At 71.2% G+C, this 15,389-nt stretch carries 14 protein-coding genes; 6 read left to right on the forward strand and 8 right to left on the reverse strand.

Features of this window, described 5'->3' with window-relative positions:
- Positions 1-20: 20 nt before the first annotated feature.
- From BN1197_RS05835 to BN1197_RS05855, 5 genes are all read right to left on the reverse strand, one after another.
- Positions 21-929, reverse strand: a complete 909-nt coding sequence (locus tag BN1197_RS05835; protein WP_040157087.1) for a glycosyltransferase family 2 protein — start codon at positions 927-929, stop codon at positions 21-23.
- The gene (locus tag BN1197_RS05840; protein ID WP_040157088.1) at positions 926-1,792 is read right to left on the reverse strand and encodes a glycosyltransferase family 2 protein; all 867 of its coding nucleotides are present in this window, start codon (positions 1,790-1,792) and stop codon (positions 926-928) included. The genes BN1197_RS05835 and BN1197_RS05840 overlap by 4 nt, the downstream gene beginning before the upstream one ends.
- A 309-nt stretch (positions 1,793-2,101) precedes the next feature.
- A complete protein-coding gene (locus tag BN1197_RS05845; protein ID WP_040157089.1) occupies positions 2,102-2,452 on the reverse strand; it encodes a DNA polymerase ligase N-terminal domain-containing protein in 351 nt (116 codons plus the stop codon).
- 24 nt (positions 2,453-2,476) lie between these two features.
- Positions 2,477-3,670 (reverse strand): fumarylacetoacetase, encoded by a 1,194-nt coding sequence (gene fahA / locus BN1197_RS05850; RefSeq protein ID WP_040157090.1) that lies wholly within the window; start codon positions 3,668-3,670, stop codon positions 2,477-2,479.
- Positions 3,667-4,578, reverse strand: a complete 912-nt coding sequence (locus BN1197_RS05855) for a hypothetical protein (protein ID WP_052466072.1) — start codon at positions 4,576-4,578, stop codon at positions 3,667-3,669. Before BN1197_RS05855 ends, fahA begins: the two co-directional genes overlap by 4 nt.
- 465 nt (positions 4,579-5,043) lie before the next feature.
- On the opposite strand from BN1197_RS05855, the gene BN1197_RS05860 reads away from it, so the two are divergent.
- Genes BN1197_RS05860 through phnE form a run of 3 tightly spaced genes read left to right on the forward strand, consistent with a single transcriptional unit; the run spans position 5,044 to position 8,473 of the window.
- Positions 5,044-6,003 carry a phosphate/phosphite/phosphonate ABC transporter substrate-binding protein gene (locus BN1197_RS05860; protein ID WP_040157091.1) on the forward strand — a complete coding sequence of 320 codons (960 nt, stop codon included), beginning with the start codon at positions 5,044-5,046 and terminating at the stop codon, positions 6,001-6,003.
- Between the two features lie 2 nt (positions 6,004-6,005).
- Complete coding sequence (phnC, locus tag BN1197_RS05865) at positions 6,006-6,830, forward strand: phosphonate ABC transporter ATP-binding protein (RefSeq protein WP_040157092.1); 825 nt, start codon at positions 6,006-6,008, stop codon at positions 6,828-6,830.
- Positions 6,827-8,473 carry a phosphonate ABC transporter, permease protein PhnE gene (gene phnE, locus BN1197_RS05870; RefSeq protein ID WP_040157094.1) on the forward strand — a complete coding sequence of 549 codons (1,647 nt, stop codon included), beginning with the start codon at positions 6,827-6,829 and terminating at the stop codon, positions 8,471-8,473. Before phnC ends, phnE begins: the two co-directional genes overlap by 4 nt.
- Before the next feature lie 143 nt (positions 8,474-8,616).
- Here phnE and BN1197_RS05875 read toward each other — a convergent pair whose 3' ends face one another.
- Positions 8,617-9,741 carry a TIGR03364 family FAD-dependent oxidoreductase gene (locus BN1197_RS05875; protein WP_040157096.1) on the reverse strand — a complete coding sequence of 375 codons (1,125 nt, stop codon included), beginning with the start codon at positions 9,739-9,741 and terminating at the stop codon, positions 8,617-8,619.
- Between the two features lie 200 nt (positions 9,742-9,941).
- Here BN1197_RS05875 and BN1197_RS05880 point away from each other — a divergent pair, with 200 nt between their 5' ends.
- Together BN1197_RS05880 and BN1197_RS05885 are read left to right on the forward strand one after the other, a co-directional pair.
- Entirely contained in the window at positions 9,942-10,652 is a 711-nt protein-coding gene (locus tag BN1197_RS05880; protein WP_040157098.1) for a phosphonatase-like hydrolase, read from the forward strand.
- The gene (locus tag BN1197_RS05885; RefSeq protein WP_040157100.1) at positions 10,649-11,719 is read left to right on the forward strand and encodes an alcohol dehydrogenase catalytic domain-containing protein; all 1,071 of its coding nucleotides are present in this window, start codon (positions 10,649-10,651) and stop codon (positions 11,717-11,719) included. Before BN1197_RS05880 ends, BN1197_RS05885 begins: the two co-directional genes overlap by 4 nt.
- A 67-nt stretch (positions 11,720-11,786) precedes the next feature.
- Here the strand turns inward: BN1197_RS05885 and BN1197_RS05890 are convergent, their stop codons facing one another.
- On the reverse strand, positions 11,787-12,389 hold the full coding sequence (locus BN1197_RS05890) for a LiaF domain-containing protein (protein WP_052466073.1): 603 nt from the start codon (positions 12,387-12,389) through the stop codon (positions 11,787-11,789).
- Positions 12,390-12,457: 68 nt separating this feature from the next.
- Complete coding sequence (locus tag BN1197_RS05895) at positions 12,458-13,975, reverse strand: fatty acyl-CoA synthetase (protein WP_040157101.1); 1,518 nt, start codon at positions 13,973-13,975, stop codon at positions 12,458-12,460.
- A 376-nt stretch (positions 13,976-14,351) separates the two neighbouring features.
- Here BN1197_RS05895 and BN1197_RS05900 point away from each other — a divergent pair, with 376 nt between their 5' ends.
- The gene (locus BN1197_RS05900; protein ID WP_040157314.1) at positions 14,352-15,386 is read left to right on the forward strand and encodes an aspartate-semialdehyde dehydrogenase; all 1,035 of its coding nucleotides are present in this window, start codon (positions 14,352-14,354) and stop codon (positions 15,384-15,386) included.
- Positions 15,387-15,389 lie beyond the last annotated feature (3 nt).

The raw sequence follows: 15,389 nt of genomic DNA on the forward strand, positions 1-15,389 counted from the left end.
GCCGAGCTGAGGTGCGGGGCTCAGCGGTAGGAGCGGGCGGTCGAGGCGCGCTGAGGTGCGTCGAGGGCGGCGAAGCGCGCCTCGACCCGCGGAGGCATCGGACGGCGTTCGTGCAGGACCCACGGCAGCCCGCGCACGGCCTGCCAGAGGGCCGCGGCGGTGACGGCATCGCGTGGCGCGTTGCGCAACAGCCACCACGTCCGGCTCAGCGCGGGACCGAGCGGGCGGCGCAGCCACGTGAACCACAGGGTGTTGCGCAGCCCGTCACGACGCCGACGGCGCACGTCGCGGTTCGGGCTGCCGTGGTGGTGGACCACGACGTCGGGGACGTGACAGAGCTCCCATCCGGCGGTTGCGAGGTCGGCCGCGAGCAACTCCTCCTCGCCTCCGAGCCACAGTCGTTCGGAGAACCCCCCGCAGTCGACGAACGCCTCGCGACGCAACGCCGAGGCCCCCGCGAGGAAGCTCCCGAGAGCCGGGCCGGGCAACCAGTCCGGCCCCTGCACGGGAGAGTCGCGCAGTTCGGCGTCGATGGGGTCGTCCTCGCCACTCGGTTCGACGACGATGTGCCCGGTGATCACGGCGAGGCCCGGATGCGCGTCGAGCAGGTCGGCGCACCGGGTGAGGGCACCCGGCTCCCACCACACGTCGTCGTCGCAGAACGCGACGTAGGGAGTGTCGAGCCGCTCGACGCCGACGTTGCGGCCCACCGCGCCGAGGTTCTCCGGGCTCGCGACGAGGTCGAGGCGGGGACTCGGGCCGAACCGAGCCGAGATCGCCTGGGCCGTCCCGTCGGTGGAGCCGTTGTCGACGACGACGACGCGCGGGCGCTCGGGCAGGTCGAGGAGGCGACGGATGCAGTCGAGCGCCTCGTCCTTTCTGTTGTGGGTGATGAGGACGACACCGATACGCCGGTCTTCTCCGGTCACCGGCCTGCCTCCGAGCCGGCGGATGCCTCCGACTCCAACAGCTCGAGGCGACGCAGCGTCGCCGCTCCCACGACCCTGCGGCGGGCGAGGGCCCGCGGGATGCGCGGCGCCGCCTCGAGCAGCGCTCGTCGACCCCGTGAGGTGGCGAGCGCGCGCCGCAGGTCGGTGACGACGTCGCGCCAGGGCAGGCGCATCAGCGACGTGAGGAGGTGGCTGCGGACGAGACCGCGGCGGCGTGTCTCGTCGGACTCTCGACTGCTCGAGGGTTCGTGGTGCGCGACGACCTCGGGCACGTGCGCGAGCTGCCACGAGGCGTCGTCCAGGTCGAGCGCGAGTCGCTGCTCCTCACCGGGAAAACGGATGACGTCGTCGAACCCACCCGCGGCGTGGAACGCGTCCCGGCGGACGACCGCGGCGCATCCGACGAACCCGAGGACCTCCGGGCCGGGCGCGTCGCCCTTCGCGGGCAGCGGGGACTCGGCGAGGACGGTGTTGATCGGGTCGGGTGTGCCGCCCGGCTCGACGGTGATGCCCGCGGCGATGAGCCCCAGCCGCGGGTGGGTGTCGAAGAGGTGTTCCGCGAGGTCGAGCGACCCCGGCGCCCACCAGGAGTCGTCGTCGGCGAACGCGACGTACGGAGTCGTCGCGGCCACCGAACCCACGGTGCGGGCCCGTGCGCCGCTGTTCGTCGGCAGCCGCACGACGCGTACGTCGGGGAACTCTCGTTCGACGGCCTCCGCGGTGCCGTCGGTGGAGGCGTTGTCGACGAGGACGACGGGGCGATCGTGGCGAGGAAGATGCCGTAACACCTCGTCACGGCGGTTGCGGGTGGCGATGACGACGGTGGTCCTGGGGCCGGGCATGGATGGTCCTCGCAAAGCGGTGCGGTCGGGCGCGCGGGGGCCGGGCGGCGCGTTCCCCACTCTAGGCCGGGCACCTCGCCCCGGCCTAGAGTCACCTCGTCACGGCGGTTGCGGGTGGCGATGACGACGGTGGTCCTGGGGCCGGGCATGGATGGTCCTCGCAAAGCGGTGCGGTCGGGCGCGCGGGGGCCGGGCGGCGCGTTCCCCACTCTAGGCCGGGCACCTCGCCCCGGCCCGCCGAGCCGGCCGCGTTCTCGGGCGACCGGCTCGGGGATGGGCGAACGACGTCTCCCACGCGCTCGCGCGCGCTCAGCCGGGTTGGTCCTTGAGCAGATGCAGGAGCAGGCCGTTGCCGGTGTCGATGAGCGCGTACCGGCGAGCGCCGTGTCGACCGTGCAGGACGAAGATCGTGCGCCGGTCGTCACGGTCCTCCAGCTCCCACCAGCCGGTGTCGGCGATGTGCTTGGTGGCGTCGGAGTAACTCGCGTGGGACAGAGCGTGGTCGGGCACGGCGATGGCGAGCCGGTCCTGCCGCGGCGACGTGGGCAACCCCTTGGGCACGGCCCACGACCGCAGCACCCCACCCTCCTCGAGCCGCAGGTCGAAGTGGTGGCGCGGTTCGTCGTGCTCGTGCAGGACGAAGACGGGTCCGCGGGTCATGCCGACATCCTCGCCAGGAGGCGGTCAGCGGGCGGGCAGGATCGTGGTGCGGACCTCGCCGAAGTCGATCGTCTCGCCGTTCGCACCGGGGGCGGTGGCGCGGATGACGATGGTGTCGCCGTCCTCGAGGAACGTCCGCTCCTCGTCGCCGACGGCGACGGGCTCCTTTCCGCCCCAGGTGAGTTCGAGGAACGCCCCGCGCTGGTTCTTCTCGGGGCCGGAGATCGTGCCCGAGGCGAAGATGTCGCCGGTGCGGGTGCGGGCGCCGTTGACGGTGAGGTGGGCGAGCATCTGCGCGGGCGACCAGTACATCGTCGAGTACGGCGGTCGCGAGACGACGTGGCCGTTCCACTCGACCTCGAGCGAGATGTCGAGGCCCCAGGGACTGTCCATGTGCAGGTACGGCAGGGGAGTCGGGTCCTGCGTCGGGGTGTCGACCTTGGCCTCGGCGAGCGCGGCCATCGGCACCACCCACGGCGAGATCGAACTCGCGAACGACTTGCCGAGATTCGGGCCGAGCGGCACGTACTCCCACGCCTGGATGTCGCGAGCGGACCAGTCGTTGAAGATCACCGCGCCGAACAGGTGCATCGAGGCGTCGCCGGTGCTGATCCGCGTGCCCATCTCGTTGCCGACGCCGACGATGAACGCGAGCTCGGCCTCGATGTCGAGGCGGATGCTGGGCCCGAACGTCGGTGACTCGTCCTGCGGGCCCTTGCGCTGGCCCTGCGGGCGCACGACGTCGACCCCGGATTCGACGATCGTCGAGGAGCGGCCGTGGTACCCGACGGGCAGGTGCTTCCAGTTGGGCATGAGCGGCTCGGGGTTGTCGGGGCGAAAGAGGCGCCCGACGTTGGAGGCGTGGTTCTCGCTCGCGTAGAAGTCCACGTAGTCGGCGAACTCGCACGGCAGGTGCATCGTCACCGAGTCGACCGGGTGCAGCGCCGAGTCCGGCACGTCGCCGGAGAGGATCTGCTGGAGCTTCTCGCGCACGTCCGCCCACTTCTGCGGACCCGTCGCCATGAACGTCGCGAGGGTCGGCGTGGCGAACAGCGTCTCGGCGGCGGGATCGCTGCCCGCGAGCACCGTGGCGAGGTCGACGACGGTGTCGCCGACGCGGGTGCCGACGCGCGGGGGCGAACCGGCCGCGGAGTAGACGCCGTAGGGCAGGTTGGCGAGGCCGAATCCGGAGTGCTCGGGGATGGCGATGGTCGTCATGACGCTCCTGGCGGGTCGATGAGGTCGAGGTCGATGAGCTCGGCAAGAGGCTCGAGGACGGAACAACTGCCGAACGACGTGAACGAGGCTCGCACGGCCATCGCCCGCGACGGGTCGAGGGAGCGGATGTCGTGGGCGACGGACTCACCGTCCCGGTCGGCGAGGATGTCGACGATCCGCTCGCGCACGCCGTTCGGTTCGCTGTCGATGCCCTGCCTCGCCGCGTCGACGGCGAGGAAGAGGTTGAGGAATCCGTGCTGCTCGAAGCCGGTCTGCGGGTCGGTGTTGCGGATGGCGTGGTGCAGCCCGGCCGTGGCCTTGAACGGCAGGTGCCGCGTGACCGCGCCGCAGATCGCGTCGGCGAGCTCGGTCTCGCTCGGGTAGAGGTGGGCCTCGATGCCGCCGGTGCGGAACTTGGCGTCGAACTCGGAGTAGGCGAGGGCGTCGAGCACGGCCGCCCGGCGCTCGTCGCGTGGCACCTCCACGTAGACCTCCGTCGTCTCCACTCCCGCCACGCGCAGGCCCTCGGCGATCTCGGGGACGACCCTGTCGGGAGTCTGTTCCGGCGGCAGCGCGATCTCGGCGCCGGCGAGACGGGTCGAACCGATCGCCCCGGCCCGCGTGAGTGCGTCGCCGAGGGCCGCGGGGGAGGGCACGGTGACCGCCAGCCACACGGATCTCGGAGCCAGGTCGGCGGCAAGGACAGCGAGGTCGTCGAGGCGGTCGGCGCTCACGACGAGCGGCCCGAGGAACCGGCGGTAGGCCGATCGGGAGTGGTCGACGTGTGAGGCGAGGGCCTCGTCCAACGGCGCGCGCCCGGGCGGAAAGATCGCCGCGTCGTCGCAGAGCCGTTCGAGGTGCGGGGGGATGCGGTACCGAAAGTCGGGGGCCGCTTGCGGTGCGGTCATCTCGCCCCCTTCGGCCCAGACGCGATGCCGCCTGCACCGGGGCCGAGGGGAGCGGAGGTGTCGACCGTGCCGTTCGCGTCGCGAGGCTGCGTGTGGCCCGTGGGCGGAACCGAACCGATGTCGCGGTAGTCAGGCATTCGGGCACTCTCCTTCGAGCCGCTCGCCACGGACCTGCAGCGTGCGCGGGTGCGCGCCCCGGGTGTTCGCCGGGTGTGAGGCAAGTGACGCAGACCCTACCGGCAGGCCGGTCCCCCTGACCCGAGGTCGAGCAGAACTGCTGCCACCGCCTGAGTGCCCGGCGCGCGACTGCTCGCCACCCACCATTCGAAGGGTGTTCACCGCGCCGATTCATCGACGCCTCACCGGGCGGATCGGATGAGAGCGTCCCTGCCCCCGGGCGCGCCTCCCGCCCTCTTGCCCATCCCACGCCCGTTCCACACTCGTCCCCACGAAAGGGAATCCCTCATGCCCCGTACGGCCGCCACGCTCACCCTGACCCTTGCCTCCGCCGCCGTGCTGGCCCTCGCCGGCTGCGGCGAGAGCGCCCAGTCCGGCAAGGACGCGGGCGCCGGCGGTGGCGGCGGCAAGGACGAGCTGGTCGTCGCCGCGGTGCCGGCCGAGGAGTCGAACAGCATCACGAGCCAGTGGGGCGGCATCGCCAAGCTGCTCGAACGCCAGGCCGGCAAGAAGGTGACGATCCAGCAGGCCACCGACTACGCCGCGATCGTCGAGGGGCAGCGCGCCGGCAAGATCGACCTCGCGATGTACGGGCCGCTCTCCTACGTCATGGCCAAGGACGGGGGAGCCCCGGTCGAACCGATCGGTGCCCTCATCGACGGCAAGGGCGAGAAGCCCGGCTACACCTCCACCGCGTGGGTGCCCAAGAGCTCGACGATCAAGGATCTCAAGGACGCGGCCGGCAAGAAGGTCTGCTTCGTCGACAAGGCCTCGACCTCCGGTTATCTGTACCCGAGCGCCGGCCTCCTCGACGCGGGTGTCGATCCGGCCTCCGGCGTCAAGCCCGTGATGGCGGGTGGCCACGATGCGTCGCTGCTCGCCGTCAAGAGCGGGCAGTGCGACCTCGGGTTCGCCTACGACGTCATGCAGGACGAGCTCGTCAAGAAGGGGCAGCTCGAGGCGGGCGAGCTCACTAAGGTGTGGACCTCCGACATGATCCCCGGTTCGCCGCTCGCGATGAACACCCAGACGGTGCCGGCCGACCTGCAGGAGAAGATCAAGAAGGCCGTGGTCGACGAGGGCAACAAGGACGCCCTGGTCAAGGCGGGCGACTGCACGGACGCCAAGAACTGCCCGCTGCCCGAGGACAGCTGGGGTTTCGCCCCCGCCACCGACGCCGACTACGCGAGCGTCCGCAAGGTGTGCGAGGTCACCAAGTCCCCGGCCTGCTCGGGCAAGAAGGGCTGATCATGGCCGCCGCCCCGCAGGACCGGTCCGCTGAGCAGGGCACGACGCCCGTCGGTTACCCCGAGGTGCGTCTCGAGCACGTCACCAAGGACTTCGGAGGCACCCTCGGCCTCGATGACGTGAGCATCGGCTTCGACGCCGAGCGGGTGACGATCCTCCTCGGGCTCTCCGGCTCGGGCAAGTCGACGTTGCTGCGACACATCAACGGGCTGCAGCAGCCCACGTCGGGACGCATCTTTGTCTCGGGCGAGTCGATCGAGCGGGCGTCGGGGCGGCAGCTCAAGGCGCTGCGCCGCGACATCGGGTTCATCTTCCAGCACTTCCACCTCGTCGGATCGATGTCGGTGCTGGAGAACGTGTGCACCGGCCGGCTGGGCGCGCTGCGGGGGCCGCGGTTGTCGCTCATGAGCTACCCCAAGTCGCTGCGGCAGGAGGCGTACGAGCAGCTCGACCGGGTGGGTCTGGCCTCCCGCGCCTACCAGCGCGCCGACACGCTGTCGGGTGGGCAGCAGCAGCGCGTCGCCATCGCCCGGGCGCTCGTGCAGCGGCCCAAGATTCTCCTCGCCGACGAGCCGGTGGCCTCGCTCGACCCCGTCTCCGCGGCACAGGTCATGGAACTCATCGGGCAGATCAGCCGCGAGGAACACCTCACGGTCATCTGCAGCCTTCACCAGGTGCAGACCGCGCTCACCTACGGTGACCGCATCGTCGGCCTGCGTGCCGGCCGGGTCGTCCTCGACCGCGCGACCTCCGAGATCGGGCAGCAGGAGGCGTTGCGGATCTACGACAGCGTCGCCGCCACCGAACCCGTCGAGACCCGGGTATGATGTCGGTCGCGGCGACGGTCGTTCTCGCCGCGCTGTTCGTGGCGTCGGTGTGGTCGCTCGTCGACCTGCGGATCAACGTCGCGAGCCTCGCGGACAGTTGGCGCAACGCGGTCGACTTCGCCGGGCGGGTGTTCCCCCTCGACTTCCCGCCGCTGGGCGAGATGGTCGAGCTCGTCGTGACGACGCTGTCGATCGTCACCCTCGCCACCGCGCTCTCGGTGCTGCTCTCGCTGCCCGTCGCGATCTTCGCCGCGTACAACACGACGACCGGGGCGGTGGCCCGCGGCACGGCCCGGGTGCTCATCGTGCTCGCCCGCGCGGTGCCCGACCTCATCCTCGCGATCGTCTTCTTCCGCATCTTCGGGCTCGGCGCGCTGCCCGGCATCCTCGCGCTCGGCCTGCACTCGGTCGGCATGGTGGCCAAGCTCTACGCCGACGCCATCGAATCCCTCGACAACGGCCAGCTCGAGGCGATTCGCGCGGCCGGTGGAACGCGGTTGCAGCAGATCACCGTCGGCATCCTCCCGCCGCTCATGCCGCAGCTCATCGCCACCGCCCTGCACCGCTTCGACATCAACCTGCGCACCTCGGTCGTGCTCGGCTACGTCGGCGTCGGTGGCCTCGGTCTCGCGATGTCGGATGCGATGCGCACCCTCGACTACCAGCGCGGCATGGCGCTCGCGGTGTTCGTCCTCGTCCTGTGCGTCGTCGTCGAGTTGCTCTCGGGCTCGATCCGCTCGGCGATCATGGCAGGGGAGCGGCCGCGCCGGCGGGGCGCCTCGGGTGTGCTCGACCGGATCTCGTCCGGGTGGTTCACCGGTGGCCGGGCCGCGGAACAGACGCGGCCGACCGGGCCGGGGGCGCTCGTCCCACCGTGGACGGCGGCTCGGGTGCGCCGATTCGCCTTCATCGCAGCGATTCTCGTGCTGCTGGCGGCGGCGTTCGTCGGGGCGGATCTCACGACGGACGGGCTGCTCTCGGGGCTGCTGGACATCGGACCCACGCTCGCGTTTTTCCTGCCACCCGGCGGGGGAGACCTGCTCGTCTCGACGCTCCTGCCTGAGCTGTGGGTCACCGTCGAGATCGGCCTCGCCGCGACGCTGCTCGGCGCGATCCTCGCGATTCCGATCGGGATCCTCGCGGCGCGCAACGTCATGCGCAACCGTGCCGTGCAGACGACGTTCCGGGTGCTCATCGTGCTCGTCCGCGGCATTCCCGAACTCATCCTCGCGATCATCTTCGTCGTCGTCACCGGCCTCGGCGGGGTCGCGGGCACGCTCGCGCTCGCCGTCGGCGCGGTGGGCCTGTTGAGCAAGCTCGTCGCGGACTCCCTGGAGGAGACGGACACCCGCGTGCAGGACGCGCTCCGCGCCAACGGAGCCTCCGCCGCCCAGGTGTTCTTCGCGGCGACGCTGCGTCAGGCCGCACCCGCGTTCGTCGCCCACGTCATGTACCTGCTCGACACGAACATCCGCTCGGCCACCCTGCTCGGCATCGTCGGCGCCGGCGGTATCGGCTTCTACCTGCTCAACGCCAGCCGCGTCATGCAGTTCGACGTCGTCACGACGATCGTCCTGCTCATCCTCGCCGTCGTCCTGATCGTCGAAGGCCTCGCCGTCTTCGTGCGCAAGGCCGTGGCCTGAGGGAGACATCAGCCACCTCCCGGCCTCTTCCGAGCGGCTCCGACATGGCAGATGGGATGGAAGCGAAACGGGGGTGATCACCCCACTTTCGCTGCCATCCCATCTTCCACCTCGGGTGGAAGGCGACCCGGCGGCCCGACTCGCTACATCCGGGCCAGGGTGGCGCGGGCGAGGCCGAAGGCGAGGGTCATGCCGACTCCCGTCGAGACCGTGACGACGTCGACGCCCGACATCGGTGTCTCCCGGACCAGCGGCGTCGACGGGCTGGAGGCGTACACGCCCTGCCAGCGTTGACGCACGCGCAGCGAGCCACCGACGACCCGGGCCACCTCGGCGAGGAGGGCGTCGGCGACGTCCTCGTCGAGGAAAGGCGGGGTGGCGAGGTCGTAGTGGTGGGAGTCGCCGACGAGCACCGTGCCGTCGGGGCGGCGGGTGAACATGACGTTGGCGCCGACGTCGAGGAGTTCCGGCCGCTCACGTTCCAGCCGCGCGCGCACCTCACCCGCGGCGGAGGTCTGCGCCATCCCGTCGTAGCGCAGCATCGACGTCGCGGTGAGCACGGCGGCGTCCGTCGACAGCGAGGGCGCGTCGACGAGCGCCATCGACAACCGGCATCGCCTCAGCTCGTGCGCGTCCGCGACGCCCGGGAACAGGTGATCGAGGTCGTGACCCACGGCGACGACGATGCGTTCACCACGCACGTCACCGCGGTTCGTCCGCACGACCCCGGGCTCGATTCCCGTGACGCAGTGACGCCAGTGGATGCGCACGCCCACCGACTCGAGGTGGGCGGCGAGCTCGGCCACCACCGTGCGGGGATCGACACGCAGATCGCGGGTGAGCAACGCACCACCGCGGATCGGGTCGCCCTCGTGCGCTCCCCGGCCGAGACGCCGCGCGGTCTCCTCCGCCGACAGCAGCTCGACGGCATCGCCCTCGGCCGCGGCGAACTCCTCCAGCACCCCCATCTCGTCACTCGCGCGGGCGACGACGACGGCCCCCGCCTCCGCCGCCCAGAACCCGGCTCGTGACGCCGCCGCGAGCCACCCCTCGCGGGAGGATTCGGCGAGGTCGCGCAGCTCTCCGACCTGCGCCGTCACGCACGCGTGGCCGAAGTTGCGGACCGAGGCGCCGACCGCGGCCGCATCGCGTTCGACGATCTGTACGCTCAGGCCCCGGCTCACCGCCTCCGCCGCGTGGGCGAGGCCGACGATCCCCGCTCCGACAATGACGAGATCGCTGACGAGGTCGCTGTGCGCATCACTCATGCCGTCATCCTCATCGCCTCACCGGCGACGATTCCAACCCCGGCGGGCGGGCCACGCAGAGTTCATCGGCGCTTCACCGCCGGTGTCGATCGGCGGTGCGCGCGCGCCCGCGAGCGCTCGTAGCGTCCGACACTCGGCGGCACCCGTCATCGCCGCTCGCTTCTGTCACCCCGCACGCAACTCGACGCCCTGGAGGAACCGTGATCCGTCTCGCGACGTTCGACATGGCCGGCACGACGATCGACGACCGGCACCACGTCTATCGCGTGCTCGAGGCGGCGGTGAATCGCGCCGGCGTCGAGCCCGAGCCCGCCGCCTTCCAGCGCTGGATGGGCGTCGAGAAGCGTGAGGCGATCGCGGGACTACTGCGCGAGGCCGGTGTGGAGGCCGACGACGCGCGCATCGACGAGCTGTTCGTCTGGTTCCTCGACGAGCTGGCCCGCTCCTACCGCGACGAGCCACCGATCCCGCTTCCCGGCGTCGAGGAGACGCTCGCCGAGCTGCGCCGTCGCGGCACCAGGGTGGCGTTGACCACCGGCTTCTCCCGCGGCATCGCCGACCCGATCCTCACCGGGCTGGGCTGGACCGCCGGCCTCGATGACCCCGACGCAACGCTCGACGCCGTGGTCTGCGCCGACGAGGTGCGCCGCGGCCGCCCGGCGCCGTACATGATCCACCGTGCGATGGAGCTGACGGGCACCCTCGACGTCGCCGAGGTCAGCGCGACCGGAGACACGATCGCCGACGTCGAGGCCGCCCGCCACGCCGGCGTTCTCGCGATCGGCGTGCTCACCGGCAAGCTCGACCGCGACGGCTTCACCGGATCACCCGCCGACCACGTCCTCCCCGGCGTCCCCGACGTGCTCGACCTGCCCGAGTTCGCCGCCGCCCCAGAGCGACTCGACGCGTGATCCTCGGCGCCCCCGACGTGGTCCGGGCCCAGGTGTGGCTCGGGGGCCAGGAGTTCGAACTGCGCGAGTTCGCCGTTCCCGAGCTCGCCCCGGGAGAGGCGCTCGTCGCGGTCGACCTCGCGACGATCTGCGGCAGTGATCTGCACACGGTCTCCGGACGTCGACCGGGTGCACATCCCGGGATCCTCGGCCACGAGGTCGTCGGACACGTCGTCGCCGTCGCCGACGAGGCACCGGCCGGCGTCGACGGCGTGGCCCTGCAGGTGGGTGACCGCGTCGTGTGGTCGGTGACCTCCGCGTGCGGCACGTGCGACCGCTGCGCGGCGGGTAGGAGCGCCAAGTGCCGTGCGCTGCTCAAGACGGGGCATGAGCCCCTCGACGGACCGTGGCCGCTCTCCGGCGGGCACGCCTCCCACGTTCACCTGCGCGCGGGCACGGCCGCGGTGCGAGTACCGAGCGAGATCCCCGATGCCTCCGCCGCGATGGCGGCGTGTGCGCTGGCGACCGCCTGCGCGTGCGTCGAGGCGGCGGCCGGTCCGGGCCTCGGCGGGGCTCGGGTGCTCGTCGTCGGCGCGGGCATGCTCGGCCTCTGCGCCGCGGCCCTGGCCCGAAGCGCGGGCGCGGTGAGCGTCGCCGTCGCCGAACTCGACCCCGAACGTGCCCACCGCGCACGGGAGCTCGGTGCAGACACGGTCATCACCCCTCCCGCGACCCCCGAAGGCGGTGTCGACGTCGCCATCGAGCTGTCCGGCCACCCCGACGGCGTTGCGCTGGCGATCGGCGCTCTGGACGTCGGCGGGCGCGCCGCGCTCGCGGGCTCGGTCACACCGGGTGCACCCGTGCCGATCGATCCCGAACGCGTCGTGCGTCGGCACCTCGGCATCGTCGGGGTCCACAACTACGAGCCGCGTCATCTGGCGGCGGCGGTCGACTTCCTCGCCGAGTCCGGAGCCGCGTACGACTGGCCGGGGCTCGTCGCCGACCCCGTCGCCCTCGACGACCTTCCGGCGGCGTTCGCGTCACCCGTGGGTGGAATCCTTCGACGCTCGATCACTCCGGCGTCCTGACCCGCCCATCGGCCACCGCGCCACGCGGGGGCACACAGAGTCCGGCACAGGGATCAGTCGGACCGCGTCAGACGTTCCCGGTTCCCTCGATGCGCCGACGCAGACGCTCGAACAGGCCGGGCTCCTGCTCACCGACCTCGAGTGTCTTGACCTTCACCTCGTCGAAGAGGCCGTACCCGTGCACGATGACGACGCGATCGGCGGGCCCCGGGATCGGGTTGGGCCGCATCTCCTGTCGAGTTCCGCCGAACAGGTGGAAACCGCGCACGTGCACGTCGAAACCCGGCGGCACGATGAACGTCACCTCACCGAACATCGACCACGTGCGGAACTCGACCTGGTCGCGTTCGAGGATCGCCTCGCGAAGATCGATGATGACCTCACCGAACACGCTGACCGCCGTGGTCCCGGCCCCGACCGTGAACCGTCCTCGGCGGGTGCAGTCGCCGAACACCGCGACCAGGGTCTTCTCCGGTGGCGGCAGCGGTCGCGACACCTCACCGTGCATGGGGCGGGGCACGAGTGCTCCCGTGGGTTCGCCGCCCAGCGCCTCCGGCGGCCGGATGCCGTCGGGACCGATGACCGGCATCGGCTCCTGCCCGGGCGGCACGGGGCTCGCACGGTGGGGAACGGCGTCCTGCGGCTGGTTCCAGGCGGCGGGATCGGTCATGTCTCCAGGCTAGGCCGCGTGCTCGCACTCCGGGCGTGTTCAAGGGTGAACTCCGGGTGCGGCCCGGTTCAGGAGTCGCGCAGCTCCCGCTTGAGGATCTTGCCGCTCGCGTTGCGGGGCAGGTCGTCGACGAACCGGACGGACTTGGGCACCTTGAACCGCGCGAGCGACGTGCGGGCGTGCTCGACGATCTCGTCGGCGGTGAGGTCGCCCGCATCGGGGCGGCGGACGACGAACGCCTGCACCGCCTCCACCCACGTCTCGTCGGGCACGCCGATGACCGCGACCTCGGCGACCCCGGGGTGGGTGTAGATCGCGTCCTCCACCTCCCGTGAGGCGATGAGCACGCCGCCGGAGTTGATGACGTCGCGCACCCGGTCGACGACCGTGATGTACCCCTGCTCGTCCTCGACGACGAGATCGCCGGAGTGGAACCACCCGCCGGCGAACGCGGCCGCGGTCTCCTCGGGCTTGTCCCAGTAGCCCTCGCACAGTTGCGGACTGCGGTAGACGACCTCCCCCTGCTCGCCCGGAGCGACGTCGTCGCCGGTGGCGTCGACGATCCGCATCTCGACGAACAGCGTCGGTCGTCCCGCGGAGTTCGGCCGCTCGGCGTGTTCCTCGGGCCGCAGCACGCACGAGAGCGGCGCGATCTCCGACTGGCCGTAGCAGTTGTAGAACCCGAGGTCGGGGAGCTTCTGCTGCAGCCGGGCGAGCACCGGCCCCGGCATGATGGAGGCGCCGTAGTACGCCTTCTGCAGCGCGGACAGGTCGCGGGTCGCGAAGTCGGGGTGGTTCGCGAGGGCCACCCACAGGGTGGGGGCGGCGAAGAACGCGTGGTGCCCGTCGGCCTCCATGCGCCGGAGGATCTCGGTCGGGTCGGGCGTCTCGAGGATCGTGTTCGTCGCTCCGACGGCGAGCCACGGCAACAGGAACACGTGCATCTGCGCGGAGTGGTAGAGCGGCATGACGTGCAGCGGAGCGTCGTCCTCGTGCATGTCGAGGGCGTGGATGCAGCCCATGTACTCGTGGACGAACGCGCGGTGCGTGAGCATCGCGCCCTTGGGGGCCGAGGTGGTGCCGGAGGTGTAGAGGAGCTGGCAGAGATCGGTGTCGTCGACGTCGACGTCGAGTTGCGGTGTCGAACCGGAAAGAGCGACCTCGAGGATGCTGCCGTCCTCGTCCCGCAGGCCGAGCACATTGTCGGGAGCCGAGTCGGCCTTCTCGAGAACCGGACGCAATGCGGGATCGACCAGCATCGTCGACGCCCCGCACTGCTCGAGGATGTAGTCGAGCTCGCGCGGCGTGAACTGGTTGTTCATCGGCACGTGGACGAGCCCGGTGCGAGCACACGCGAGGAACGCGATGAGATAGGCGTCGGAGTTCTTGCCGAACGCCGCGACCCGGTCGCCCTTCGTCAGCCCGAGGTCGAGCAGATGCCCGGCGACCCGCGTGACGGCCTCGTCGAGTTCGGCGTAGGTCCACGTGCGATCGGCGAAGACCACGGCGGGCCGGTCGCGGAAGGTGCGGGCACTACGACGGACGATGTCGGCGACCGTGCTGCGGCGGGGGTTCACGTCGGGCATGTCGGCTCTCCTCGCGAACGGACGACTGCGGGCGCCCGTCCCGCGAGGCTAACGACGTGGCCTGGTGTGACCGCAAGACCCGTTTCATCAGGGCGAGGACTTCGATGGGTCGAGAACTCGCGCAACAAAGACCGGTCAGCGACTGCCGGTCACGACACGACCATCGCCGACATCGCAGGTCAGATCGTTGTAGGCCGAAGAGGCCGCGCGCGTGACCGGTCTTTGTTGCGCGAGGTTCGCGGGCATCGCGCCCGACGGCTCACTCTTCGCCGCCGGCGGCGCTCCGGCGAGGGTCTCGCGGCCGTCCCGGCTCCGGCCTGTCCATTCCTCGAATCGCTCGGACCGACACGTGGACACGGCTCGTACCCTGGGCGGCATGCGCGTTGCAGTCTTCGGAGCCACCGGTCAGGTCGGTCAGGTCATGCGGGCCCTGCTGGTCGAGCGAGGCTTCCCCCTCGATGACATCCGCTTCTTCGCCTCCGAGCGGTCGGCCGGCTCGACGCTGGAGTTCGACGGGCGCGAGGTCACGGTGGAGGACTCGGCGACGGCCGACTTCTCGGGCATCGACATCGCCCTGTTCTCCAACGGCGGCACGGCCAGCAAGGAGTACGCGCCCAAGGTCGCGGCGGCCGGGGCCACGGTCGTCGACAACTCCAGCGCCTGGCGCAAGGACCCCGAGGTGCCGCTCGTCGTGAGCGAGGTCAACCCGGGCGACCTCGACGACATCCGCAAGGGCATCGTCGCCAACCCCAACTGCACGACGATGGCCGCGATGCCGGTGCTCAAGCCGTTGCACGACGAGGCGGGTCTGATCTCGCTGCGCGTGGCGAGTTACCAGGCGGTCTCGGGTTCGGGCGGCAAGGGCGTGCAGGAGCTCGACACCCAGTTGCGCGGCGGCTACGCCGCGGGCGACGTCACCGGGCTCGCGCTCGACGGACGCGCCGTTCAGCTCCCGCCGCCCCAGGTGTACGCAGTCAACGTCGGCTTCAACGTCGTGCCGCTCGCCGGGTCGCTCGTCGACGACGGCTCGTTGGAGACCGACGAGGAGCAGAAGCTGCGCAACGAGTCGCGCAAGATCCTCCACATCCCCGACCTGCGCGTCTCCGGCACGTGCGTGCGGGTGCCCGTGTTCAGCGGTCACGCGCTCGCGATCCACGCCGAGTTCGACCGCGCGATCACCCCCGAACGCGCTCTCGACCTCCTCGGCGCGGCGCCCGGGGTGCAGGTGTCGGAGGTGCCGAATCCGTTGGAGGCCACCGGTCGTGACGATGTCTACGTCGGCCGCGTGCGCTCTGACCAGGCAGTTCCCGAGGGCAGAGGACTTGCCCTGTTCGTCACGGGCGATAACCTGCGCAAGGGCGCGGCCCTCAACGCGGTGCAGATCGCCGAGGAGTTGCTCGCCCGCCGCTGACGC

Origin of the sequence: Mobilicoccus massiliensis (assembly GCF_000826525.2) — a bacterium.
Lineage (GTDB): Bacteria > Actinomycetota > Actinomycetes > Actinomycetales > Dermatophilaceae > Mobilicoccus > Mobilicoccus massiliensis.